The sequence below is a fragment of the Roseomonas sp. USHLN139 genome, assembly GCF_037145735.1.
In the GTDB taxonomy this organism is placed as follows: Bacteria; Pseudomonadota; Alphaproteobacteria; order Acetobacterales; family Acetobacteraceae; genus Pseudoroseomonas.
Genome location: NZ_JBBCWY010000006.1, coordinates 141,456 through 164,140 on the forward strand (window position 1 = coordinate 141,456; position 22,685 = coordinate 164,140).

The window sequence follows — 22,685 nt, forward strand, 5'->3', positions numbered from 1 at the left end:
TCATTCCCCCGTGACGCGGCCCCGGGCCGGGGGGCACCCGACTCCCCGCATCTTGGAAGGCAGCGCGACGGGTGGCAGGCTCACTGATGGAAATCTGGGAGACGAGCGGATGGCCTATGACCTGATCCTGGCCGGCGGCCGGGTGGTCGACCCGTCGCAGAAGATCGACGCGGTGATGGATGTCGCCTTCGCGGGCGGCAAGGTGGCGAAGCTGGCGCCCGGCATCGAGGCGCCGCCCGGCTGCGAGCGGCGCGATGTCAGCGGGCTGATCGTCACCCCCGGCCTGATCGACCTGCACACCCATGTCTATGACGGCGGCACCTCGCTGGGCGTCAACGCGGAAGAGTTTGCCCGCCTCTCGGCGGTGACCACCGCGGTCGACACCGGCAGCGCCGGCCCCGGCAATTTCGCCGGCTTCCGCCGCCACGTGATCGAGCGCAGCCAGGTCCGCATCCTGGCCTACCTCCACGTCTCGCATGCCGGCATCTTCGGCTTCTCCAAGCGCGTCATGGTGGGCGAGAGCGAGGAGCTGCGCCTGATGAACCCGATCGAGGCGGTGCAGGTGGCGGACGCCAACCGCGACGTCATCGTTGGCATCAAGGTGCGCGTCGGGCGGCATTCCTCCGGCACCTCGGGCGCGGTGCCGCTGAACATCGCGCTGCAGGTAGCCGACGAGGTCGGCATGCCGCTGATGGTGCATATCGACCATCCGCCGCCGAGCTATGAGGAGGTGATCGCCCAGATGCGGCCGGGCGACGTGCTGACCCATGCCTTCCGCCCCTTCCCCAATTCCCCGGTGAATGCCCAGGGCAAGGTCAAGCAGGCGGTGCTGGCGGCGCGCGACCGCGGCGTGCTGTTCGATATCGGCCATGGCCAGGGTTCCTTCTCCTTCAAGACCGCACGCGCCATGCTGGCCAATGGCTTCATGCCCGACACCATTTCCTCGGATGTCCATTCGCTCTGCATCACCGGGCCGGCCTTCGACCAGGTGACCACCCTGTCGAAATTCCTCTGCCTGGGCGTGCCGCTGTCCGAGGTCATCGCCGCCTCGACCAACCTGGCGGCGGCGGCGCTGCAGCGGCGCGAGCTCGGCACGCTGAAGCCGGGCAGCATCGGCGACGCCTCGATCCTGTCGCTGCGCCAGGGCCGCTTCGACTATGTCGACGTGGTCGGCGAGCGGCTGGAAGGCAGCCAGCGCCTGGTCGCCGAGGGCGTGGTGATCAATGGCCGCTGGTGGCATGGCCGCAGCCCCGAGGAGCCGATCCACGGCACCCTCTGACCCCCGCCACCGGCAGCACGAGCGTCAACGGGGCCATTACGGCCCCGTTCTTGTTTCAGCCCGCCCGCCCCTCACCGCAAAATGTTGCCATCTGGCGAAACCTCAACCGACCCTCTTGATTGTAGCCTCGGCTACATGCTCAATACCGCGCATCGGATGCCTGCCGTGACCACAGCCTGACATGCGAGGGAACAGCCTGGATGCGCCTGACGCGACGGATTGCCGCCAAGATGGCGGCCTCGGCCCTGTTGGCCGGGCTGCTGGCCCTGCCCTCCCTGGCCGAGGCGCGCGACCGCCCGCTGCGGGTGGTGACCACCTTCACCATCCTGCAGGACATGGCGCAGAACGTGGCGGGCGAGGCCGCGGTGGTGGAATCGATCACCCGCCCGGGCGCCGAGATCCATGACTACGAGCCGACGCCGCAGGACATCGTCCGCGCGCAGGGTGCCGACCTGGTGCTGTGGAACGGCATGGGGCTGGAACGCTGGTTCGAGCGCTTCTTCCAGCGGGTGAAGGACGTGCCCTCGGCGATCCTGACCGAGGGCATCGCCGGCATCGCCATCACCGACGGGCCCTACAAGGGCCGCCCCAATCCGCATGCCTGGATGTCGCCGGCCAATGCGGTGGTCTATGTCGAGAACATCCGCCGCGCGCTGGCCGCCGCCGACCCGGCCAATGCCGCGGTCTATGCCGCCAATGCGGCGCGCTACACCGCCGAGATCCGGGCGCTGGACGCGCCGATCCGCGCGCAGCTGTCGCGCATCCCGGAGACGCAGCGCTGGCTGGTCACCTGCGAGGGCGCCTTCTCCTACCTGACCGCCGGCTACGGCCTGCGCGAGCTCTATCTCTGGCCGATCAATGCCGAGGAGCAGGGCACGCCGCGGCAGATCCGCACCGTCGTCGACACCGTCCGCCGCCAGAAGATTCCTGTGCTGTTCTGCGAGAGCACGGTCAGCGACCGGGCGATGCAGCAGGTGGCGCGGGAGGCGCGGTCGCGCTTCGCCGGCGTGCTGCATGTCGACAGCCTGACCGGGCCGGAGGGCAATGCGCCGAGCTTCCTGCGCCTGCTGGAGTTCAACGCGAAGGCGATCCTCGCCGCCTTCCAGGACGGGAGGAGCTGAACATGCTGATGGGCGCTACCTCTGCCCCGCCTCCCCTGGCCTTCCCCCGCTCGCCGCTGCGCGGCTTCGGCGACTGGCTGATCGAGCGCATCGCGCCCACCGGCAGTGCCCCCACCGGCAGCGCGGCCGGGGGAACCGGCCCCGCCGCCGCCCCGCCGATGGCGCTGCGGGTCGAGGGCGCCACGGTCGCCTATGCCAATGGCCATGTCGCGCTGCGCGACGCCTCGCTGGTGCTGGACCGGCCGACCATCTGCGGGCTGCTCGGCGTCAACGGCGCCGGGAAATCCTCGCTGTTCAAGGCGGTGATGGGGCTGGTCACGCCCGCCGCCGGCACCGTCCGCATCGCCGGCGAGAGCGTCGCCACCGCGCAGCGGCGCAACTGGCTGGCCTATGTGCCGCAGGCCGAGGAGGTCGATTGGGCCTTCCCGGTCAGCGTGCGCGATGTCGTCATGATGGGCCGCTACGGCTACATGAACAGCCTGCGCATCCCCTCGGCGGCCGACCGCCGCGCGGTGGAGCAGGGGCTGGCCCGCGTCGGCATGCTCGACTTCGCCGAGCGGCAGATCGGCCAGCTCTCTGGCGGGCAGAAGAAGCGGGTCTTCCTGGCGCGCGCCCTGGCCCAGGACGGCCGCATCATCCTGCTCGACGAGCCGTTCGGCGGCGTCGACGTCACCACCCAGGAACAGATCATTCTCCTGTTGCGCGAGTTGCGGGCGGAAGGGCGGATCATCCTGGTCTCCACCCATGATCTCGCCAGCGTGCCCGGCTTCTGCGACCAGGTGGCGCTGGTGAAGGGCACCGTGCTGGCCGCCGGGCCGACGGAGGAGATCTTTACCCCGGCCAACCTGGCGCGCGCCTTCGGCGGCAGCGCCGCCAGCCAGGCCGCCGGCGCCGCCGTCACCCTGGTGCCCGGCCCGGACGGGACGCGGCTGGTGATGGATGCCGAGGGGCGCCTGCTGGGACAGCTGCAGCCGCAGCCATGATGGAAGCCCTGCTGATCCCCTTCGACTATGAATACATGCGCAACGCCATGCTGATCTCGGCGGCGATCGGCGGCATCTGCGGGCTGCTCTCCTGCTTCGTCGCGCTGAAGGGCTGGTCGCTGCTGGGCGATGCGCTGTCGCACGCCGTGGTGCCGGGGGTGGCGCTGGCCTGGATCCTCGGCCTGCCCTTCGCGCTGGGCGCCTTCGCCTCCGGCCTGCTGGCGGCCTGGGTGATGGGCTTCATCCGCCGCAACAGCCGCATCCGCGAGGACGCCGCCATCGGCGTGGTCTTCACCGCTTTCTTCGGCGCCGGGCTGGTGCTGCTGACCCTGTTCCCCAGCAACATCCGGCTGCAGACCATCATCTTCGGCAATGTGCTGGGCATCGCGCCGGCGGACACGCTGCAGCTGCTGGTCGTCACCGGGGGCGTGCTGGCGGTGCTGCTGCTGCGCGGCCGCGACCTGATGCTGTGGTGCTTCGATGCCGGCCATGCCCGCGCCATCGGGCTGAATACGTCTGTCCTGCAGATCCTGCTGCTGGGCAGCGTCGCGGCGGTGGCCGTGGCCGCCATGGTGGCGGTCGGCGCCGTGCTGGTGATCGCCATGCTGGTGGCGCCCGGCGCCACCGCCTATCTGCTGACCGACCGCTTCGGCCGCATGCTGCAGCTGGCGACCGGGATCGGCGCCGGCACCGCCTTCCTCGGCGCCTATGCCAGTTATTTCCTCGACGGCTCCACCGGCGGCGTGATCGTCAGCCTGCAGGCGCTGCTCTTCACCCTGGTGCTGGTCTTCGCGCCACGGCACGGGCTGCTGGCCGGCCGCCGCGCCCGCCGCGCGGCGATGGAGGCCACTCCATGACCGAGCTCCTGCTCGCCCCCTTCGCGTATGACTTCATGCGCGAGGCGCTGCTGATCGGTAGCCTGGTGGCCACCGCCTGCGCGCTGCTCTCCTGCTACATCGTGCTGAAGGGCTGGTCGCTGCTGGGGGACGCCATCGCCCATGCGGTGCTGCCGGGGGTGGTGATCGCCTCGGCGCTGGGCCTGCCGATCGCGCTCGGCGCCTTCGCCGCCGGCATGGCCTGCGCGCTCTCGGCCGGCTTCGTGCAGGCGCACAGCCGGGTGAAGGAGGATGCGGCGCTCGGCGTCGTCTTCACCGGCATGTTCGCCATGGGCCTGGTGCTGCTGGCCTTCCTGACCACGGAAGCGCACATCACCCATATCCTGTTCGGCAATATCCTGGGCATCGAGCCCGAGGATTTCTGGCAGACCCTGCTGGTCGGCGGCGCGGTGCTGGCGGTGCTCGCGGTGAAGGGCCGCGACCTGGTGCTGTTCTGCTTCGATGCCGGCCATGCGCGCGGCATCGGGCTGAATGTTGCTGTCCTGCGCTACCTGTTCCTGGCGCTGCTCTCGGCCGCCGTGGTCGCGGGCGTGCAGGCCGTGGGCGTGATCCTGGTCGTCGCCCTGCTGATCACCCCGGGCTGCATCGGCTATCTGCTCGCCGACCGCTTCGGCCGCATGGCGGCGATCGCCACCGGCAGCGCCCTGCTGTCGAATGCCATCGGCATCGTGCTGAGCTTCCACCTCAACGTCTCGCCGGCCGGCAGCATCGTGCTGGTGCTGTCCGGCCTCTTCGCCCTGGCCCTGGTCTTCGCGCCGCAGCACGGGCTGCTGGCGGCGCGTCGCCGGATCTCCGCCTCCGGCTGATCAGACGGGCGGGCGGTGCTGCGCCCAGGGCCGCACCGCCTCGAAGGCCGCCGCCATCTGCAGCACGCCGAGATCGTCGAAGCGCCGGCCGACGATCTGCAAGCCCACCGGCAGCCCGTCGCGGGTGAAGCCGCAGGGGATGCTGGCCGCCGGGTTCTGCGACAGGTTGAAGGGGTAGGAGAATTCCGCCCAGCTCATCCAGTCCCAGGGGTGCTGCGGCCAGTGCGGCGGCTGCAGCAGTTCCGCGGGGAAGGCCGCGGTCGAGACCGCCGGGGTGATGAGAAAGTCCCAGTCCTCGAAGAAGCGGTGGATCTCGGCGCAATAGGCGTACTTCACCATCCGCATCTTCTGGTAGTCACCGAGGGAAATATGGAGCCCGGCCTCCAGGCAGGCGACGAAGCCGGGGTCCATGCGGTCGCGGAATTCCTCGACCCGGTCGGCATGGCGGCTGAAATGCGCCGGCCAGAAGAAGCGCGCCAGCTCCGGCCCGCGCGGGCCCCAGGGGGTGGCGGCCGGCTGCACCGCGAGGCCAAGCTCGGTCTCGAAGGCCCGTGCCGCCTTTTCCACCAGCGCCGCCACCTCGGGGTCGACGCGGGCATGGCCCAGATCGGCGCTGAAGGCGATGCGCGGCCGGCGCGGGCGCTCGGCCAGGCGGCGCGGATAATCGGCCGGCTGCGCCTCCAGGCTGGACTGGTCGTCGGGATGCGGCCCGGCCATCACCTTCAGCATCAGCGCGGCATCGGCCACCGTCCGGGTCAGCGGCCCCAGATGCACGGTATAGTCGCTGGCCGCCATCGGCGATTGCGGGATGCGGCCATAGCTGGGCTTCAGGCCGAAGACGCCGCAGAAATGCGCCGGCATGCGGATCGAGCCCGCCCCGTCGCTGCCCTGGTGCAGCGGGCCATAGCCGGCCGCCGCCCCGACGCCCGCCCCGGCCGAGGAGGCGCCGGCATTGTAGCCATGCTTCCAGGGATTGTGGGTGATGCCGGTCAGCGGCGAGCGGCTGACCCCGGTCCAGCCGAATTCCGGCGTCGTCGTCTTGCCCAGGATGATGGCGCCGGCCGCGCGCAGCCGCGCCACCATGACATTGTCGGCCGTGGCCACGTCGCCGCGCCGCAGATGCGTGCCATACTCGTTCGGCAGGCCGGCCACCGCCTCATGGTCCTTGATGGTCACCGGGATACCGTGCAGCGGGCCCAGCGGCGTGCCCTTGGCAATCGCCGCATCCGCGGCCTGGGCGGCCTCCATGGCCTGCTCGGCGGCCAAATGAGCAAAAGCGTTCAGCGTCGGCTCCAGCGCCTCGATCCGCTTCAGCACGGCGGCGGTGACCTCGCTGGGCGCGACCTGCTTGGCGCGGATCGCATCGCCCAGCGCCGTCGCCGGGGTGAAGCACAGATCGGTCTCGTTCATGCCTGGAACCTCTTCCTGTCCGATGGCGGGACGAGGGAGGAAGCGGACTCCGCGCCCGGCCTCACCAGGCGGGCTTCCCTCGCGGCCATTTGGATATATCATATTTGTTCGGAGCCCAGCGCAAGGAGCGATCCATGGCCTCTCCCCTGCTTCTCGGCGCCCTGGCCGATGACCTGACCGGCGCCGTGGAGCTGGCCGGCATGCTGGTCGCCGGCGGCGCCACCACCCTGCTGGCGGTCGGGCCCGAGGGGGTGCCGGAGACGGCGGAAGGGCTGCACGCCCTCGTCGTCGCCCTGAAGAGCCGGGTCGCGCCGCCGCGCGAGGCTGAGGCATTGGCCGAAGCCTGCGCCGCCCGTTTCGCCGCGCTGGAGGCCCGCCAGGTCTTCTTCAAGTATTGCGCCACCTTCGACAGCACCGCCCAGGGCAATATCGGCAACATGGCCGAGCGGCTCTGCGGCGGCGCGCCGGCGGCACCGGTGATCTTCTGCCCGGCCTATCCGGCGGCCAGGCGCACCGTCTTCCACGGCCACCTTTTCGTCGCCGACCAGCTGCTGGCGGACTCGCCCAAGCGGCACGATCCGCTGACGCCGATGACGCAATCCGACCTGCGGCGGGTGCTGGCGCCGCAGACCCGGCTCGGCGTCGGCAGCCTGTTCCTCGAGCAGATCGCCGAGGGCCCCGCCGCCATCCGCCAGGCGGCGCAGGCGGAATTCGCCGCCGGCCGGCCCTTCCTGGTCGCCGATACGGTCTTCGAGCGCGACCTGCAGACCCTGGCCGAGGCCAGCCTGGACTGGCCGCTGGCCACCGGCGGCGCCTCGGTCGCCGCGCATTACCCGGCGCTGTGGCGGGCGCGCGGCTGGCTGCCGCCGGCCGCCGCACCGGCGCTGCCCGGGGTGCAAGGGCCAGGCGCCGTGCTGGCCGGCAGCTGCGCCGAGCAGACCCGCGCCCAGTTTTTCTCCTTTCGCGACGCCGGCCATCCGGTGCGGCTGCTGGATCCGTTGGCGCCGCTGGAGGCGACGGTCGCCGCCGCCCTGGACTGGGCGACGCCGCTGCTGGCCGCCGGACCCGTGGCGCTGTCGCCCTCGATCGAGCCGGAGGCGGTGGCGCGCGCCCAGGCCGCGCTCGGCCCGATCGAGGCCGGCCGCCGGGCCGAGGCGCTGCTCGGCGCCCTCGCCCAGGGCCTGGTCGCGCGCGGCGTGCGGCGCCTGGTGGTGGCGGGCGGCGAAAGCTCGGGCGCGGTGGTGCAGGCGCTCGACATCACCCGGCTGCAGGTGGCGCCTTTCGCCGCCCTCGGCGTCGGCCGCTGCCTGGCCCGCCGGCCCGAACCCCTGGCGCTGGTGCTGAAATCCGGCAAGCTCGGCGCCATCGACCTCTTCGCCAGCAGCCTGGCCGCCCTGGAGACCGCCGCATGACCGAGAGCCTCGCCGCCACCCTGGTCGAGACCTACAAGGCCCTGGCCCGGCACGGGCTGAACCATGGCAGCAGCGGCAATGTCAGCGCGCGCCTCGGCGCCGAGATGCTGGTGACGCCGACCGGCGCCACCGCCGACAGCCTGGCGCCCGGGCAGATGGTGCGCATGCCGATCCTGGGCCCGGCGGCGCCGGGCAGCGCGCCGTCGAGCGAATGGCCGATGCATGCCGCCGTCTATGCCGCCTGCCCGGAGGCCGGCTGCGTCATCCACAGCCATGCCGATGCCTGCACCGCGCTGGCCTGCCTGGGCGAGAAGCTGCCGGCCTTCCACTATATGGTGGTGGGCTTCGGCGGCGACAGCGTGCCGCTCGTCCCCTATGCCACCTTCGGCACGCCGGCCCTGGCCGAGGCGGCGGGGCGCGCCATCGCCGGGCACAAGGCCTGCCTGCTGGAGAATCACGGCATGATCGTGCAGGGCCCCGACGCGGCGACCGCGCTGGCCACGGCGCTGCGGCTGGAGACCCTGGCGCGGCAGTACCTGCTGGCGCGCGGCGCCGGCCGGCCGCGCCTGCTCTCGGACAGCGAGATCGCCGCGGCGCGCGAGCGCTACAAGACCTATGGCAAGCCGCAGCCGGCCTGATCCCGGCGGCCTCGCCGACCCGCCGGGATCAGGCGGGCGCGCCGCGCCGGCGCCGGGACTGGCGCGGGGGCGGCCAGAGCAGCAGCGCGCCCGCCGCCAGCTGCAGCAGCCCGGCTGCCAGGAAGATCGCCGGGCCGCCGTCGCGCAGCAGGCCGAAGCCGGCCGGGGCGAAGGCATAGGCGGCCTGCCCGATCGCCGTGACCAGGGCGACGGCGCGCGGCAGGTCCTCGGCGCGGAACTCGGCCTGGGCGATCAGCGGCGGCAGCGAGGTAGCATTGCCGATGCCCAGGCCGAACAGCGCGCAGCCCGCCAGCATCAGCGGCACCGAGCCGGCGCTGCCGGCCAGCAGCAGCGCCGAGCCCAGCGCCTGCACCGCGCCGTTCAGCGCCGCCGCCCGGCGCCGGCTGGCCCCCGGCCGCAGCAGCCGCCCCACCGCCAGCCGCCCGAGCATGCCGCAGCCAGTGGCGCCGCCCATGGCCCAGCCGGCGGCGCCGGCGCCGAGCAGCGGCACCAGCACCGAGAAGAGATGCGCCACCAGCCCGATCTGCGCGAAGAGCGCCAGGCTGGCCGCCACCGTCAGCGTGGCGAAGCGCCGGTCGCGCCAGGGATTGGCGGGCAGCGGCGCCGACGCGACAGCGGGCCGTGGCGGCGCGGCCAGGGCAGAAGCCGCCGGGGCCGCGCCATCCGGCGCCTGGCCCAGCCCGGCCGGGGTCGGCGCGAAGAAGCGCCCGGCCATCCACCAGAGCAGCACGGCGGCGACGGCACCGACCAGCCCGGCCGCCGTGGCGAAGCCCAGCCCGCCGATCAGCGCCACCCAGAGCGGTGACAGCACCAGCCCGCTGAGGCTGGCGCCGTTGAAGGCCAGGCCCAGCGCCATCGGCCGGCGCTGCACGAACCAGGGCGCGAGGGCGGCGTTCAGCGCCGCCGCGCTGGTCAGCGCCCAGCCGGCCGCGCTCAGCGGCAGCGCCAGGAACAGCTGCCAGGGCTGCTGCGCCATGGCCCAGCCCAGCAGCCCGAGCGCCGTCAGCACGGCGCCGGCGCGCAGCACGGCGACCTGGCCGAAGCGGCGGTGCAGCCGGGCCAGCTGCGCCACCACCGCGGCGCCGATCAGGAACTGCACGGTCAGCGCCAGGGAGAGCAGGCCGACCGGCCAGCCATGCTGCTGCGCCAGGGTCTGCAGGAAGATCGGCGGCCCGTAGAAGCCGATGCCCCAGGCGAAGAAGGCGGTGACGAAGGCGGCGCGCACCACCTTCCAGCCGAAGAAGCCGGTCGGCGGCGGGGGGGAAGGATCGGTGAAAGCCATGCGGGGCGCTCCTGCTGTCGCCGCCTGTGTCGCGCCGGCGCGCCGCCGGATGCTACCATCCCGGCCGAAGCATCCCGCGCCCCGCCATGCTAGACCGGTCGCCGCATCAGGCCACCGCAGCAGGGAGGAAGCGCATGCTGAGCACCGCGGGCTTCGCCGGCATCGCCGCGCTGATCGGCGAGCCGGCGCGCGCCACCATGCTGGCCGCACTGCTCGACGGGCGGGCGCTGACCGCCGGCGAGCTGGCCACCGCCGCCGGCATCGCGCCGCAGACCGCCAGCGCCCATCTGGCCCGGCTCACCGAGGCCGGGCTGCTGGCGATGCAGCGGCAGGGGCGGCACCGCTACCACCGGCTGGCCTCGCCCGCCGTGGCGCAGATGCTGGAGGGGCTGATGGCCGTTGCCGCGGCCGCTGCCCCGCCGCCCCGGCCGGCGCCGCGCACCGGACCGCGCGATGCGGCGCTGCGGCGGCTGCGCGGCTGCTACGACCATCTGGCCGGGCAGGTCGCCGTTGCCCTCGCCGACCGCCTGGTGGCACGCGGCCAGATCGAGCTCTCGGCGGATGGCGGCGCGTTGACCGAGGCCGGGCGCGATTTCTTCGCCGGGATCGGGCTGGCGCTGCCGGAAGCGCGCGGCGGCCGCCTGTTCTGCCGGCCCTGCCTGGACTGGAGCGAGCGGCGGCCGCATCTGGCGGGGCAGCTGGGCCGCGCCTTCTGCGGCTTCTGCCTGGCGCAGGGCTGGATACGGCGGCAGGAGGGCAGCCGCGCGATCAGCGTCACGCCGCCCGGCTGGCAGGCGCTGCACCGCCACTTCGCGCTGTCGCCCCAGGATCTCTGACCGGATCTCTGCGGCGCATCCCCGGCGGCGCCGGCCTCAGCGCGCGCGGCGGCTGGCGAGCAGCAGGCCGAGGCCGAAGGCCAGCACCAGGCAGCCGGCGGGATTGTCGCGCAGGCCCTGGCGCAGCAGGCCGAGCTGGTCGTGCACCCGCCGCTCCAGCCAGGTGGCGGCATCGACGGCATAGGGGACGCCATGCTGCAGCGGCCCGCCCAGCGGCCGGAAATCCCGGGGCGGCGCCGGAAGACGGTGGGAGACGGTCATGCGTCCTGCGGGCTCCATGCGAGGGGTGGTGGCAGCAGAACCGGCGCAGCCCGCGCCGGTTGCCGCGGCCGGGCGGTTCAGCCCTCCTTCTTCGGCTCGGCCATGTGGCGGTGCATCGCGGCCAGCACCGGCGCCGGCATCACATGGGCGATCGCCGCCTGCAGCTTGTTCTTGACGCCGCTGACCACGTCGCCCTCGCCCTTCTGCATCGCCGCATAGCCGCTGCGCGCCACATCGGCCGCATCATCCTTCGATCCCTGGCCGACCGGGGTGTCGAGCATGCCGGCCCGCTCGAAGAAGCGGGTCTCGGTCGGCCCCGGCATCAGGCAGGTGACGGTGACGCCGCTGTCCTTCAGCTCGTCGCGCAGCGCGTGGCTGAAGGAATCGATGAAGGCCTTGCTGCCGTTGTAGACGGCCTGGTAGCTGCCGGGCATGAAGCCGGCGATCGAGCCGGTCAGCAGGATGCGGCCCGCGCCGCGCGCCCGCATCTGCCGCCCGACCTGCTGCACCAGCCGCAGCGTGCCGGTGATGTTGGTCTCGACGACATGGCGGATGGCGGCGAAGTCCTGGTCGAGGAAGCCATGGCCGAGGCCGCGGCCGGCATTGGCCAGCAGCGCGTCGACCGGCCGGCCGGCCAGGGCGGCGACCAGCCGGTCGACCCCCGCCTCGGTCGCCAGATCGGCCTGCACGGCGGTGACCGTGGCGCCATGGCCGCGCAGCTGCACCGCCGCCTGCTCGATCTCCGGCTCGTCGGCGGCGATGACCAGGTCGTGGCCGTCCTCGGCGCAGCAGCGCGCCAGCTCGAAGCCGATGCCGCTGGAGGCGCCGGTCACCAGCGCCAGGCGGCGCGCTCCGGGGGGGCTCTGCGTCATGGCTTCAGCACCACCTTGATGCAGCCATCCTGCTTGTCGCGGAAGGTCTTGTAGAGCTCGGGCCCGTCCTCCAGCCGCGCGGTGTGGGTGACGACGAAGGAGGGGTCGATCTCGCCCTTCTCGATGCGCTGCAGCAGCTCGGGCAGGTAGCGCTGCACCGGCGTCTGCGCCATGCGGAAGGTCAGGCCGCGGTTGATCGCCGAGCCCATCGGGATCTTGTCGAGCAGACCGCCATAGACGCCGACGATCGAGACGGTGCCGAAGTTGCGGCAGCAATGGATCGCCTGGCGCAGCACATGCGGCCGGTCGGTGCCCATGAAGGTCGCGACCTTCACCCGGTCGATCAGGCTATCGAGGCTGGCGGTCGCATCCGCCTCCGACCCCACCGCGTCGATGCAGGCATCGGCGCCGCGCCCCTGGGTGAGCTGCATGATGCGCTCGTAGATGTCCTCTTCCTTGAAGTCGAGCGTCAGCGCGCCGGCCTGGCGCGCCATGGCCAGCCGCTCGGGCACGGTGTCGATGGCGATGACCCGCTCGGCGCCCAGCAGGAAGGCGCTGCGGATGGCGAACTGCCCGACCGGGCCGCAGCCCCAGATCGCCACCGTCTCGCCGCCGGTCAGCCCGCAGAGATCGGCCGCCATGTAGCCGGTGGGGAAGATGTCGGAGAGGAACAGCGCCTGCTCGTCCGGCATGCCGTCGGGGATCTTGATCGGCCCGACATCGGCATAGGGCACGCGCAGGTATTCGGCCTGGCCGCCGGCATAGCCGCCCAGCAGGTGCGAATAGCCGAACAGCCCGGCCGGCGAATTGCCCCAGAGCTTGGTCGCCGCCTCGCGGTTCGGGTTGCTGCGCTCGCAGCCGGAATACTGGCCGCGGCGGCAGAAGAAGCATTCGCCGCAGGAGATGGTGAAGGGCACCACCACGCGGTCGCCGACCTTGAGCTTCTTGTTGTCGCGGCCGACCTCGACCACCTCGCCCATGGTCTCGTGGCCCAGGATGTCGCCATGCTCCATGCCGGGGATCACCCCGTCATAGATGTGCAGGTCGGAGCCGCAGATGGCACAGGCGGTGACGCGGATGATGGCGTCCTGGCCGTGCTGGATCTCGGGATCCTTGACCGCCTCGCAGCGGATGTCGGACTTGCCGTGCCAGGTCAGCGCCTTCATGCCACGCCCCCGATCCGGCGGCGGCAGGCAGGCGGGGTGGCGGCGGGGCGCAGCGGCATGCGGGCGTTCCTCTTCCCATTCTGGGTCGGCCGCCGGCGGGAGCCGGCCGGATGGGAGAGGAACGGCCGCGGCAGGTCAGGGGTTGTCGCGGCCGCCGGAAAAATTAGTATAACATAAGTAAATTGGCCCGCCTCTTCGGCCGAGGACAGCTCTCCCCAAGCAGAAGCTGCGCCGCCGACTGTGCCCGGTCCGGCCCCTGCAACCGCCGCGCCAGCGCCAGCGGGCGGGCAACTTCACAGACCGGCGACCGGCGATGACTTGCCGCCTTGCCGGCTTTCCTGCGGCGCGACTGTCGCGGGCCCGGCCAATACAGCGCCGAACTCCATAACATATGTAGTTGTTTCCCTGCCCCGTCTTGGGCAGTTGCCGTCGTCGAAACATCGAGACGAGCCGCAGCTGGAGAATTTGACATCGACCTTGCCGCCCTGCCGCCCTGCCGGGCGGAACGCCCCGGCGCGGCGGGCGCCCGCCGCGGCGGCCCGGGGGACATGGCCTTGCCGGGGGATGCCCCCCGGACCATTGCGCGACCGCGGCCTGCCGGCGGTCACTGAGGAACTGATGACCGAAGATCGGATGGCCCGCTTGCGCGCCGGCCATCGCCCTGCCCCTTCGCCCGCCGCCCCGAGCACGGAGGTGGCCGTGCGCGGCGGCCGATGAGCTGCCTGGTCACCGCGCCCGCCGACGCCCCGGAGATCGTCGCGCTGCTGGCGCGGCTGCGCGGCCTGGCGCCGCTGACCGAGGAGGAGGCGGAGCGCGTCGCCGGCCTGGCGCGGCTGCCGGCGCGCGAGACCGCCGCCCGGCAGGAGCTGCGCGCCGAGGGCCAGAGCGCGCCGCCGCTGCTGCTGCTGGCCGGCTGGGCCTGCCGCGTCCACATCCTGCCGGACGGGCGGCGGCAGATCATCAGCTTCCTGCTGCCCGGCGACATCATCGGCCGCGGCCGGCCCTCGCTCGCCGAGCTCTGCAGCATCAACAGCCTGACGCGGCTGCGCCATGTCGATGCCTCCAGCCTGGTGACCGGCGGCGAGGAGACGCCGCTGGCGCGCGCGCTGCGGGCGCTGGAGCTGCAGGAGGTGGCGCAGCTGCGCGACCAGGTGGTGCGGCTCGGCCGGCAGATGGCGCATGAGCGGATGGCCGGGCTGCTGCTGGAATTCGAGGCGCGGCTGACCGCCGCCGGCCTCGCCAGCGGCGGCTGCTTCGCCATGCCGCTGACCCAGGAGGTGCTGGCCGATGCGCTCGGCCTCAGCGTCGTGCACCTGAACCGCACGCTGCAGCAGATGCGGCGCGAGGGGCTGATCGCGCTGAAGGGCCGCGTCGTCACGCTGAAGCAGACGGCGGCGCTGCGCAGCATCGCCGACTGGCAGCCGCCGCCCCGCCTGGCCGGTTGAGGCGGCGCGCCGCGCTCACTGCACCGGCGGCGCCGCCACCTGGCGCCCGGCCAGCCGCGCGACGCCCTCGCCACGCCCGAGCAGCGCGTCGAAATGCGCGATGGTGCGGGCCAGCCCCTCGCGCAGCGGCACGCGCGGCTGCCAGCCCAGCCGCTCGCGCGCCTGGCTGATGTCGGGGCGGCGCTGGCGCGGATCGTCCTGCGGCAGCGGCCGGTAGGCCAGGCGCGAGCGCGAGCCGGTCATTTCGATGACCAGCCGGGCCAGCTCGGCGATGGTGAATTCATCCGGATTGCCGAGATTGACCGGGCCGGTCACCGCCGCGTCGCTGTTCATCAACCGCAGGAAGCCCTCGATCAGGTCGTCGACATAGCAGAAGGAGCGGGTCTGGCTGCCGTCGCCGAACAGGGTGATCTCCTGCCCGGTCAGCGCCTGGACGATGAAGCTCGAGACCACGCGGCCGTCATTCGGATGCATGCGCGGGCCATAGGTGTTGAAGATCCGCGCCACCTTGACCTCGACGCCGTGCTGGCGGTGGTAGTCGAAGAACAGCGTCTCGGCGCAGCGCTTGCCCTCGTCGTAGCAGGAGCGGGTGCCGATCGGATTGACATGGCCCCAGTAGCCCTCGGTCTGCGGGTGCTGCTCGGGATCGCCATAGACCTCGGAGGTCGAGGCCTGGAAGATCCGCGCCTTCACCCGCTTGGCCAGGCCCAGCATGTTGATGGCGCCGGCGACATTGGTCTTCACCGTCTGCACCGGGTCGCGCTGGTAGTGCACCGGCGAGGCCGGGCAGGCGAGATTGTAGATGGCGTCGCACTCGATGTAGAGCGGCAGGCAGACATCGTGGCGCATCAGCTCGAAGCGCGGATGCCGCAGCAGCGCCGTCAGGTTGCTGCGCGAGCCGGTGTAGAAATTGTCCACGCAGATGACGTGGTGGCCTTCGGCGAGCAGGCGTTCGCAGAGATGCGAGCCGAGGAATCCCCCGCCGCCGGTGACCAGGATGCTGGCTTCGCCTTGCATGGCATGTTTCCTCATGGGGAGCCGGAAGGAGGGAGGGTCACAGCCGCCGCGCCAGCGCCGCGGCGTAAGGGTCGGTCCGGCCGAGGCGGGCAGCCTCGGCCGGCCAATGGGCATGGGCGGCCGCCGCCATGGCGCGGGCGCCGAGCTGGAAGGCCGGGTAGCAGAGCCGGTGGAAGTCGAGCAGCGCCGGCGCCGGCCGCCGCTCCAGCCGCCCGGCGAGCGCCGCGAGCAGCCGGTCGCCATCGAGGCCGAGCTCGATCTCGGCCCCCGCCACGTCCCAGGCGATGTCCTGACAGCCGACCAGGTCATGCGCCGCGTGATGGTCCAGCGCATCGGCCTTGAGCAGCCGGCCATCGGCCAGGTGCAGCCATTCCCAGGCCTGCATCCGGCCATCGGTGCGGCAGGGCCGGGCGAGCGTGGCCAGCCGCAGCAGGTGGGGCGTCCGGCGGCGCAAGGCCTGCCCGGCCGCCTCGCCTAGCGCCCGGCCGGTGTTGACGCAGGCCATCTCCCACAGGGCCTCCGGCGCCGCGCCCTGCGCCGCCGCTGCCGGGAAGTGGCGGGCGCGGAACGCCAGGTAGCGCAGCACGGTGTCGAACAGCCGCGCCGGATCGGCCGGGCGCTGGTCGAGCCCCTCCGCCGCCTCCCAGGCCTCCAGCGAGAAGCCGTGGCGCAGGCCGCGCCAGGCGGGGATGAAGCCGGCGCGCGACAGGGCGCGGGCCAGCGGCGCCTTGCGCCGCCCCGCCTCGCCCAGCCCGCAGAAGCGCGCCAGCCAGCGCCGGCCGCCGGCCTGCAGCAGGAATTTCCGGCGCTCCTGCAGCGAATCCACCGGCGGCCAGTCGGCCTCCGCCGCATAGCGCAGGCCGCGCCAGGCGCCGCCCGAGAGCTCCTGCGGCGGCGCCTCGGCCGGGCCGGCCAGCGGCGCCAGCCAGGTCGCCAGATCGGGCTGCAGCGGCGCGACATGGCGCGGCAGCCGCTGCCACAGCGCGCGATGCGCGGCGCTGGCCTGGGCGCCGGGCAGGCCGGCATGGCCGGGGAAGAGATGCAGCCGCCCGGGCGGATGGCCGGAAGCCAGCAGCGCCTCGGCCACCGCGGCCATCGAGCTGCCGGACAGGCCCGGCCCCTCGTCGACGATGGCGATGGCGGGCACTGGCTTGGCCAGCCGCGCTTGCAGCGCCGCGGACAGCGCCAGGCGGCGGCGGAAGGGCGGCCCGGTCGGGCGCAGGCTCAGCGGCGGCGCGGCGCCGAGGGCCGCGGCCACCATGGCGGCCAGCGCCAGGCCGATGCTGCGCAGCCCGATCACCCGCGTGCCCGGCCCCAGCCCCGAGGCCAGCGCCGCCTGCCAATGCCCCTCCGGATAGAGGGCGTAGAAGGAAAATCCCTCCGGCTGGCGCAGCCGCAGCCGCGCCGGCCAGCCGGCGGCGCGGCGCGGCACCGGCGGCAGGGTAACTGCGGACAGGAAGCCGGATCGCCAGGACCGGCCGAGCGCCTGCGCCAGCGGCATCACCAGGGCCATGCCGGACTCCTGGGCGGCGCCGGGGGCGTCCTCGCCGGCGGCCTCGAAGGCGGCATCGGCGAGGCCCTGGGCGAGCGCCGCGGCCTGGCAGAAGGCCTCGGCCAGCACGGCATGGCGCGGCAGGCCGGCGGGCATGGCGGCGACGCGGCGCAGCCGGCCGGCCAGCCGGTCCAGTTCCTGGTCCGGCGCCACCTCCTGCCAGGCATCGCCATAGACCAGCATGGCGCCTACCCGGCACCGACGGCGGCGAGCGCCACCGCGGGCGTCCGGCCATAGAGCCGGTCGAGCAGCCGCGCCACCTCGAGCAGCTCGGCCGCCGCCGGATCGAAGCGCCCGCCCTGCGCCAGGCTTGCCGCCCAGTCGGTGGCGGCGCGGCCGCCCCAGTCGTCGGGCGGGCCCAGCAGGACCTCCTCCCGCGTGCCGCGCAGCTGCACCGCCTCGAAATCGTAGAAGGAGCCGCCGATGTTGCGCAGCGCCGCCCCTCCCTCGGTGCCGTGGAAGGTGGCGCCGATCACCGCCTCGCGCCCGGCATGCAGCCGCCAGGAGCAGGCCAGGCGCAGCAGGGTGCCCTCGGCGGTCTGCAGCTGGGCGCTGGCATAGTCCTCGACCTCGGCGGCATCGGGCGGCAGCGGCCGGCCCTGCGCCTGCAGCAGCCCGGCCGCCTGCGGCACCGCCGGGAAGCCCAGCACCCACATCGCCAGGTCCAGCAGATGCACGCCGAGATCGATCAGGCAGCCGCCGCCCGAGTGCGCCCTGTCGTAGAACCACGGCTTGTCCGGCCCATAGGCATTGTGGAAGACCAGGTCGACGGCATGGATGCGGCCCAGCGCGCCGCTGTCGGCCAGCGCGCGGATGCGCCGCATCGCCGCGGTGCCGCGATAGGAGAGGTCGACCGCCAGCAGCCGGTCGGCCTGGCGCGCCGCCTGCAGCACCGCCGCGACCTCGGCCGCGTCGCGGCCCAGCGGCTTCTGGCAGAAGACGGCGACCCCCTGGCGCAGCGCCTGCAGCGCCTGCGCCGCGTGCTGCGCGCTGGGGGTGGCGATGACGAGGCCGTCGAGCCGCTCGCCGAGCAGCGCGTCGAGATCCGGCAGCCGGCGGGCGCCCGGCACCAGCGCGGCGGCGGCGTCGAGCGCTTCCGGCGCGGCATCGGCGATGGCGACGATCTCGGCGAGACCGGCATCGCGGATCGCCTGCAGCCGGTGCCGGCCGATCCAGCCGGTGCCGAGAAAACCGAGACGGGGAAGGCGCCCGCTCATGCCAGCCGGATCCAGGCCTTGACGAAGCCCTCGGGCCGGTCGCGGGTGGCGTCCAGCGCCTCGCCCAGCCGGTCCAGCGGGTATTCGTGGCTGCACAGCCCGTCGAGCCGCAGCCGGCCCTCCTCCACCGCCCGCAGCGCCGCCTGCATGCCCTGGCGATACACCGCCGGGTCGCGTTCATGCGCGTTGATCACGTCGAGGCCGCGCCAGTTCCACAGCCCCATCGAGACCTGGCGCGGCCCGTCCTGGTGATAGCCGGCGACCACCAGCCGGCCGCGCTCGGCGGTCAGCTCGCCAGCCAGATCGAGCGGCCACTGCTTGCCCACCGCCTCGATGACGCGCGGGCAGAGCCGGCCCTCGGTCAGCGCCTGGACGCGGGCGATGATCGCGTGGTGGTCCTCCATCGGGATGGTCTCGGCCGCCCCCATGCGGCGGGCGAGGTCGAGCGAGGTCGGCCGCCGCGAGATGGCGATGACCCGCGCGCCGGCCTGGCTGGCCAGCCGCGTCAGCAGCGCGCCGAGGAAGCCGATGCCGATGATGGCGACATCCTGCCCGGCGCGGATCTCCGAGCGGGCGAAGATGTTCATGGCGCAGCCGAGCGGCTCGGCCGGGAAGGGCTGGCCGTCCAGCGCCGGCGGCAGCGGCAGCACCGCCTCCTCATCGGCCAGGTCGTATTCGGCATAGGCGTGGTAGGAGAGCGCGCCGACCCGCTGGCCCAGCCAGCCTTCCGCGACGCCGGGGCCGACGGCCTCGACCACGCCCCAGCCCTCATGGCCCAGCCCGCCCGGCTCGGTCGGGAAGCGCATCCAGTCCGGCCCGGCCCAGGGCGTCAGGTTGGAGGCGCAGACGCCGCAGCCCTGCAGCCGCAGCCGCAGCTGGCCGGGTCCCGGCCGCGGCCGCGGCACGTCGCGGATCTCTACCCGGCCGGGCCCGGTCAGCACGGCCGCGCGCATCGACCCGTCATGCATAGCGGCGCACCATGGCGGCGCAGAACTCGGCGAATTCCAGCGGCTCGTAGGGCGGGCTGGTGTGGTGCTGGCCGGGGCCGCGATGCTCCGGCGTGAAGCAGAAGGTGACGGTGACGTCGAACTCCTCCAGCGCGCGCATCTGCCGGTCGAACCAGGCCAGCGCGTCGGGGCGGAAGCTGTCGGCCCAGGACAGGCCGGTGCGCAGGTGGCGGACGCCGAGGCGCTTCATCCAGGTCACCGCATCGTCCAGCCGGTGGTCCTCGAAGTTGAACCACTGGCACAGGCCGAGCGTCGGCGTGTGGCGGCCGAATTCCTCCAGCGCCAGCTTCGGCGTGCCGTCCTCGCGCAGCAGCCCCATGTGGAAATGCCGGTAGTAGGAGGAGCCTTCGGCCTCGCGGTGGCGGGTGGTCGCCTCCCAGGCGCGCGGCAGGTCGTAGAGGCTGTACCAATGGATGCGCGGCGCTTGGCCGGTCAGCAGCTGCGCCGTGCGCTGCAGCCCCCAGAGCTGCACCTCCTCGGCGCCGAAGGTGGAGACGCCGACCTCGGAGACCCAGACCGGCAGCTCGGTCACCGCGCGGATCTCGGCGAGCTTCGCCGGCCATTCATGGATCTGCCAGAGGTTCCAGTCGAGCGGGAAGCCGTGCACGGCGACCGCCTCCATCTCGGCCAGCACGCCGCGCTCGCCCATCTTCATGATGAAGACGGGATCGATCGGCGAGATGCCGCCCAGCACCCGCGGCAGCCGGCCGCTCTCGGCGCGGATCGCCTGGCCGGCCAGCCGCGCCGTCTCGGCGAAGATCATCCAGTCGGGGTCGAGCCCGGGATCCCAGTGCGACTTGTTGTTGGGCTCGTTCCAGATCATCGCCGCTTCGAGCATCAGCCAGGGGTCCTCGCGGGATAGACGGCGCCGGCGCCGTAGGGGAGGTCGGCCGCGCGGCAGAGATAGGTCTCGCGGTCGGGGTTCTGCAGGATCTCGAAGCCGGCATTGCGCAGCATGGCCTCGGCGCAGGCGCGGTTCGGCAGCCACCAGTTGGTGGGATCGCCGGCATAGCGGTGCTCGATGAAATGCAGCTTCGGATAGCCCGGTTGGGCCAGATGCGCCTCGGCCTCGAAGGCGTAGTCGGCGGCGACCGGCTCGATCTCGCGCGCGCCGCGCTGCATGGTCTGGAACAGCAGCAGGTCGCCCACGACATGCTCGCGCAGCAGGTCGAGCGCCAGCAGCGGATGGCGCAGGTGGTAGAGCACGCCCATGAAGATCACCAGGTCGAAGCGCTCGCCCAGGGCGCCCACATCGAAGACCGACATCTCGCGGTATTCGATGTCGAGGCCGAGCTCGGCAGCGGCGAGGCGCGCCTGGGCGAGATAGCGCGCATCGGCATCGATGCCAAGCACGCGCCCGGCGCCGCGCCGCTTCATCTCCAGCGCGTAGAAGCCGCCGTTGCAGCCGATGTCGAGCACGCTGCGGCCGGCCAGGTCCTGCGGCACCAGCTGCGAGAAATGCTGCCAGACCTGGCGCGGGAAGTCGCCGAGCGGATGCTCCGGCGCGGTCATCACGCCGTGCAGGTCGATGTTGTGGAACCACGGCCCCAGCGCCGCGATGCGGGCGCGCAGGGCTTCCTGGTCGCGGCTCATGCCTCGTCTCCCGTCTCGTTCAGCCGCAGCAGCTTGCCGCCACCCGGCCAGAGCGCGCAGGCGGTCAGCGAGGCGGGCGCCACCTCGAAGCGCGCATGCGCGGCGATGCCGAGGCCGAGCAGCGCGCAGACCGCCGCCTTGATCACATCGGCATGGCTGACCAGCGCGATCCGCCCGGCGGGGTGGCGCTGGCGCAGCCGTTCGATCAGCGCGGTGATGCGCGCCGTCACCTCGGCCATGCTCTCGCCGCCGGGCGGCCGGGCGCGGTCGCGCTCGGCGTTCCAGGAATCCCAGCCAGGGGCTACGGCGAGGGCCTCGAAAGACTGCCCGCTCCAGGCGCCGACCTCGATCTCGGTGGCGTCCGGCTCGATGGCAGGCGCCAGCGCGACCGCGGCGCCGATCGCCGCGGCGGTCTCGCGGCAGCGCTGCAGCGGGCTGGTATAGACCGCCTCCAGCGCCTCGCGCCGCAGCCGCGCGCCGAGCCACGCCGCCTGGGCCCGCCCCGCCTCGCCGAGCGGGATGCCGGGCAGCCGGCCGCATAGCCGGTGCAGCTCGCCATGCGCCGCGTGGCGCAGCAGGAACAGCGTCGTCGCCAAGGCCGCGCGTCAGCCCTGCCCGGCGATGAAGCGCTCGACGGCGAGCCGCGCCTCCTCGTCGGTCAGCTGCTCGGGCGGCGACTTCATGTAGTAGCTGGAGGGCGCGGCCAGCACGCCGCCGATGCCGCGGTCCAGCGCCAGCCGGGCGCAGCGCACCGCGTCGACGACGACGCCGGCGGAATTGGGCGAATCCCAGACCTCGAGCTTGAGCTCGATGTTCAGCGGCTGGTCGCCGAAGCCGGTGGCCTCCAGGCGGATATGCGCCCATTTGCGGTCGGTCAGCCAGGGCACGTGGTCGCTCGGGCCGATATGCACGGCCTCCGCCGGCAGCGGCATGCCGAGCTGGCTGGTCACCGCGCGGGTCTTCGAGATCTTCTTCGATTCCAGCCGCTCCCGCTCCAGCATGTTGCGGAAGTCGCTGTTGCCGCCGAAGTTCAGCTGGTAGGTGCGGTCAAGGCGCAGCCCGCGCTCGGCCAGCAGCCGGGTCAGCATGCGGTGCAGGATGGTGGCGCCGACCTGGCTCTTGATGTCGTCGCCGACCAGCGGCAGGCCGCGCTCGGCGAAGCGGCGCCGCCAGGCCGGGTCGGAGGCGATGAAGACGGGGACGCAGTTGATGAAGGCGCAGCCGGCGGCCAGCGCCTGCTCGGCATAGAATTCGGTGGCGCGCTGCGCGCCGACCGGCAGGTAGGAGACCAGCACCTCGGTGCCGCTGCGCCGCAGCGAGGCCGCGACATCGGCCACCGGCTCGGCCGATTCCTCGATCTCCTCCTCCAGGTAGCGGCCGATGCCGTCGAGCGTCGGACCGCGCTCGACGATGATGCCGGTGGCCGGCACCTCGGCGAAGATCACCGTGTTGTTCGGCGGCGCCAGCAGCGCTTCCGCCGCGTCGCGCCCGACCTTGCGCGCGTTGACGTCGAAGGCCGAGGCCAGCACGATGTCGCGCGGGCGGTAGCCGCCGAGATCCGCATGCATCAGCCCGGGCGGCGTCTCGTTGGCGCCGACGTCGCGGTAGTGCTGCAGACCCTGCAGCAGGGCGGAAGCGCAATTGCCGAGTCCGACAACGCCCAGGCGAATCGATCGCGATGCGGACACGCACTTTCCTTTCTGCGACACTCCGACGCGGGATGCCTGCCGGGCATCCGCGACCTTCTTTGTAGCCTAGGGCTGCCGATGCCGGTCCGAAACTAACGCATGTGAATAATTTAAAGTGACGCCCTGGGGTGCTCTCCGACCCTCGTTGATTCGAAAGGAAAGTTCCTCACCAAAAACTTTTCC

The 22,685-nt window shown here is 72.8% G+C and carries 22 protein-coding genes; 9 read left to right on the forward strand and 13 right to left on the reverse strand.

Features of this window, described 5'->3' with window-relative positions; genetic code table 11:
* The first annotated feature begins 109 nt into the window (after positions 1-109).
* From WFI16_RS17365 to WFI16_RS17385, 5 genes are all read left to right on the forward strand, one after another.
* Positions 110-1,279, forward strand: a complete 1,170-nt coding sequence (locus WFI16_RS17365; protein WP_419899099.1) for an amidohydrolase/deacetylase family metallohydrolase — start codon at positions 110-112, stop codon at positions 1,277-1,279.
* A 200-nt stretch (positions 1,280-1,479) separates the two neighbouring features.
* A complete protein-coding gene (locus WFI16_RS17370; RefSeq protein WP_419899100.1) occupies positions 1,480-2,400 on the forward strand; it encodes a metal ABC transporter substrate-binding protein in 921 nt (306 codons plus the stop codon).
* Positions 2,401-2,408: 8 nt separating this feature from the next.
* On the forward strand, positions 2,409-3,383 hold the full coding sequence (locus tag WFI16_RS17375; RefSeq protein ID WP_419899101.1) for a metal ABC transporter ATP-binding protein: 975 nt from the start codon (positions 2,409-2,411) through the stop codon (positions 3,381-3,383).
* On the forward strand, positions 3,380-4,240 hold the full coding sequence (locus tag WFI16_RS17380) for a metal ABC transporter permease (RefSeq protein ID WP_419899102.1): 861 nt from the start codon (positions 3,380-3,382) through the stop codon (positions 4,238-4,240). Before WFI16_RS17375 ends, WFI16_RS17380 begins: the two co-directional genes overlap by 4 nt.
* The gene (locus WFI16_RS17385; RefSeq protein WP_419899103.1) at positions 4,237-5,085 is read left to right on the forward strand and encodes a metal ABC transporter permease; all 849 of its coding nucleotides are present in this window, start codon (positions 4,237-4,239) and stop codon (positions 5,083-5,085) included. Before WFI16_RS17380 ends, WFI16_RS17385 begins: the two co-directional genes overlap by 4 nt.
* On the opposite strand, the gene WFI16_RS17390 is transcribed toward WFI16_RS17385, so the two are convergent.
* Complete coding sequence (locus WFI16_RS17390) at positions 5,086-6,495, reverse strand: amidase (protein WP_419899104.1); 1,410 nt, start codon at positions 6,493-6,495, stop codon at positions 5,086-5,088.
* Positions 6,496-6,629: 134 nt separating this feature from the next.
* On the opposite strand from WFI16_RS17390, the gene otnK reads away from it, so the two are divergent.
* Both otnK and WFI16_RS17400 read left to right on the forward strand, forming a co-directional pair.
* Positions 6,630-7,907: a 3-oxo-tetronate kinase gene (gene otnK, locus WFI16_RS17395; RefSeq protein ID WP_419899105.1), complete on the forward strand. Its 1,278-nt coding sequence runs from the start codon at positions 6,630-6,632 to the stop codon at positions 7,905-7,907.
* Positions 7,904-8,545 carry a class II aldolase/adducin family protein gene (locus WFI16_RS17400; protein ID WP_419899106.1) on the forward strand — a complete coding sequence of 214 codons (642 nt, stop codon included), beginning with the start codon at positions 7,904-7,906 and terminating at the stop codon, positions 8,543-8,545. Before otnK ends, WFI16_RS17400 begins: the two co-directional genes overlap by 4 nt.
* Positions 8,546-8,573: 28 nt before the next feature.
* On the opposite strand, the gene WFI16_RS17405 is transcribed toward WFI16_RS17400, so the two are convergent.
* Complete coding sequence (locus tag WFI16_RS17405) at positions 8,574-9,848, reverse strand: MFS transporter (RefSeq protein WP_419899107.1); 1,275 nt, start codon at positions 9,846-9,848, stop codon at positions 8,574-8,576.
* A 134-nt stretch (positions 9,849-9,982) separates the two neighbouring features.
* On the opposite strand from WFI16_RS17405, the gene WFI16_RS17410 reads away from it, so the two are divergent.
* Positions 9,983-10,684, forward strand: a complete 702-nt coding sequence (locus tag WFI16_RS17410; protein ID WP_419899108.1) for an ArsR/SmtB family transcription factor — start codon at positions 9,983-9,985, stop codon at positions 10,682-10,684.
* 36 nt (positions 10,685-10,720) lie between these two features.
* On the opposite strand, the gene WFI16_RS17415 is transcribed toward WFI16_RS17410, so the two are convergent.
* The 3 genes from WFI16_RS17415 to WFI16_RS17425 all read right to left on the reverse strand — a co-directional run bounded on the left by WFI16_RS17415 (position 10,721) and on the right by WFI16_RS17425 (position 12,983).
* The gene (locus tag WFI16_RS17415) at positions 10,721-10,945 is read right to left on the reverse strand and encodes a hypothetical protein (RefSeq protein ID WP_419899109.1); all 225 of its coding nucleotides are present in this window, start codon (positions 10,943-10,945) and stop codon (positions 10,721-10,723) included.
* A gap of 77 nt (positions 10,946-11,022) precedes the next feature.
* Positions 11,023-11,817, reverse strand: a complete 795-nt coding sequence (locus WFI16_RS17420) for an SDR family NAD(P)-dependent oxidoreductase (protein ID WP_419899110.1) — start codon at positions 11,815-11,817, stop codon at positions 11,023-11,025.
* A complete protein-coding gene (locus WFI16_RS17425; protein ID WP_419899111.1) occupies positions 11,814-12,983 on the reverse strand; it encodes a zinc-dependent alcohol dehydrogenase in 1,170 nt (389 codons plus the stop codon). The genes WFI16_RS17420 and WFI16_RS17425 overlap by 4 nt, the downstream gene beginning before the upstream one ends.
* 713 nt (positions 12,984-13,696) lie before the next feature.
* Between WFI16_RS17425 and WFI16_RS17430 the strand changes: the two genes are divergently transcribed.
* A complete protein-coding gene (locus WFI16_RS17430) occupies positions 13,697-14,428 on the forward strand; it encodes a Crp/Fnr family transcriptional regulator (RefSeq protein ID WP_419899112.1) in 732 nt (243 codons plus the stop codon).
* A 15-nt stretch (positions 14,429-14,443) separates the two neighbouring features.
* Here WFI16_RS17430 and WFI16_RS17435 read toward each other — a convergent pair whose 3' ends face one another.
* Genes WFI16_RS17435 through WFI16_RS17470 form a run of 8 tightly spaced genes read right to left on the reverse strand, consistent with a single transcriptional unit; the run spans position 14,444 to position 22,502 of the window.
* On the reverse strand, positions 14,444-15,445 hold the full coding sequence (locus tag WFI16_RS17435) for a UDP-glucuronic acid decarboxylase family protein (RefSeq protein WP_419899113.1): 1,002 nt from the start codon (positions 15,443-15,445) through the stop codon (positions 14,444-14,446).
* Positions 15,446-15,482: 37 nt separating this feature from the next.
* Positions 15,483-17,180, reverse strand: coding sequence for a hypothetical protein (locus tag WFI16_RS17440; protein ID WP_419899114.1), 1,698 nt, complete (start codon positions 17,178-17,180; stop codon positions 15,483-15,485).
* 5 nt (positions 17,181-17,185) lie between these two features.
* Complete coding sequence (locus WFI16_RS17445) at positions 17,186-18,214, reverse strand: Gfo/Idh/MocA family protein (RefSeq protein WP_419899115.1); 1,029 nt, start codon at positions 18,212-18,214, stop codon at positions 17,186-17,188.
* Complete coding sequence (locus WFI16_RS17450) at positions 18,211-19,167, reverse strand: MDR/zinc-dependent alcohol dehydrogenase-like family protein (protein WP_419899116.1); 957 nt, start codon at positions 19,165-19,167, stop codon at positions 18,211-18,213. Before WFI16_RS17450 ends, WFI16_RS17445 begins: the two co-directional genes overlap by 4 nt.
* A 7-nt stretch (positions 19,168-19,174) precedes the next feature.
* Positions 19,175-20,059 (reverse strand): beta-xylosidase, encoded by an 885-nt coding sequence (locus tag WFI16_RS17455; protein WP_419899117.1) that lies wholly within the window; start codon positions 20,057-20,059, stop codon positions 19,175-19,177.
* Positions 20,059-20,814, reverse strand: coding sequence for a TIGR04290 family methyltransferase (locus WFI16_RS17460; RefSeq protein ID WP_419899118.1), 756 nt, complete (start codon positions 20,812-20,814; stop codon positions 20,059-20,061). The genes WFI16_RS17455 and WFI16_RS17460 overlap by 1 nt, the downstream gene beginning before the upstream one ends.
* Positions 20,811-21,410 carry a histidine phosphatase family protein gene (locus tag WFI16_RS17465; protein WP_419899119.1) on the reverse strand — a complete coding sequence of 200 codons (600 nt, stop codon included), beginning with the start codon at positions 21,408-21,410 and terminating at the stop codon, positions 20,811-20,813. The genes WFI16_RS17460 and WFI16_RS17465 overlap by 4 nt, the downstream gene beginning before the upstream one ends.
* 9 nt (positions 21,411-21,419) lie before the next feature.
* Entirely contained in the window at positions 21,420-22,502 is a 1,083-nt protein-coding gene (locus WFI16_RS17470; protein WP_419899120.1) for an inositol-3-phosphate synthase, read from the reverse strand.
* Between the last annotated feature and the right edge of the window lie 183 nt (positions 22,503-22,685).

Coding starts and splice junctions, on each gene's coding strand:
- WFI16_RS17430 (WP_419899112.1), top strand. CDS start 13,697: ATGAGCTGCCTGGTCACCGCGCCCGCCGACGCCCCGGAGATCGTCGCG.
- WFI16_RS17420 (WP_419899110.1), bottom strand. CDS start 11,817: ATGACGCAGAGCCCCCCCGGAGCGCGCCGCCTGGCGCTGGTGACCGGC.
- WFI16_RS17460 (WP_419899118.1), bottom strand. CDS start 20,814: ATGAGCCGCGACCAGGAAGCCCTGCGCGCCCGCATCGCGGCGCTGGGG.
- WFI16_RS17365 (WP_419899099.1), top strand. CDS start 110: ATGGCCTATGACCTGATCCTGGCCGGCGGCCGGGTGGTCGACCCGTCG.
- WFI16_RS17385 (WP_419899103.1), top strand. CDS start 4,237: ATGACCGAGCTCCTGCTCGCCCCCTTCGCGTATGACTTCATGCGCGAG.
- WFI16_RS17445 (WP_419899115.1), bottom strand. CDS start 18,214: ATGAGCGGGCGCCTTCCCCGTCTCGGTTTTCTCGGCACCGGCTGGATC.
- WFI16_RS17415 (WP_419899109.1), bottom strand. CDS start 10,945: ATGACCGTCTCCCACCGTCTTCCGGCGCCGCCCCGGGATTTCCGGCCG.
- WFI16_RS17375 (WP_419899101.1), top strand. CDS start 2,409: ATGGGCGCTACCTCTGCCCCGCCTCCCCTGGCCTTCCCCCGCTCGCCG.
- WFI16_RS17405 (WP_419899107.1), bottom strand. CDS start 9,848: ATGGCTTTCACCGATCCTTCCCCCCCGCCGCCGACCGGCTTCTTCGGC.
- WFI16_RS17440 (WP_419899114.1), bottom strand. CDS start 17,180: ATGCTGGTCTATGGCGATGCCTGGCAGGAGGTGGCGCCGGACCAGGAA.
- WFI16_RS17400 (WP_419899106.1), top strand. CDS start 7,904: ATGACCGAGAGCCTCGCCGCCACCCTGGTCGAGACCTACAAGGCCCTG.
- WFI16_RS17425 (WP_419899111.1), bottom strand. CDS start 12,983: ATGAAGGCGCTGACCTGGCACGGCAAGTCCGACATCCGCTGCGAGGCG.
- otnK (WP_419899105.1), top strand. CDS start 6,630: ATGGCCTCTCCCCTGCTTCTCGGCGCCCTGGCCGATGACCTGACCGGC.
- WFI16_RS17450 (WP_419899116.1), bottom strand. CDS start 19,167: ATGCGCGCGGCCGTGCTGACCGGGCCCGGCCGGGTAGAGATCCGCGAC.
- WFI16_RS17455 (WP_419899117.1), bottom strand. CDS start 20,059: ATGCTCGAAGCGGCGATGATCTGGAACGAGCCCAACAACAAGTCGCAC.
- WFI16_RS17410 (WP_419899108.1), top strand. CDS start 9,983: ATGCTGAGCACCGCGGGCTTCGCCGGCATCGCCGCGCTGATCGGCGAG.
- WFI16_RS17390 (WP_419899104.1), bottom strand. CDS start 6,495: ATGAACGAGACCGATCTGTGCTTCACCCCGGCGACGGCGCTGGGCGAT.
- WFI16_RS17370 (WP_419899100.1), top strand. CDS start 1,480: ATGCGCCTGACGCGACGGATTGCCGCCAAGATGGCGGCCTCGGCCCTG.
- WFI16_RS17435 (WP_419899113.1), bottom strand. CDS start 15,445: ATGCAAGGCGAAGCCAGCATCCTGGTCACCGGCGGCGGGGGATTCCTC.
- WFI16_RS17380 (WP_419899102.1), top strand. CDS start 3,380: ATGATGGAAGCCCTGCTGATCCCCTTCGACTATGAATACATGCGCAAC.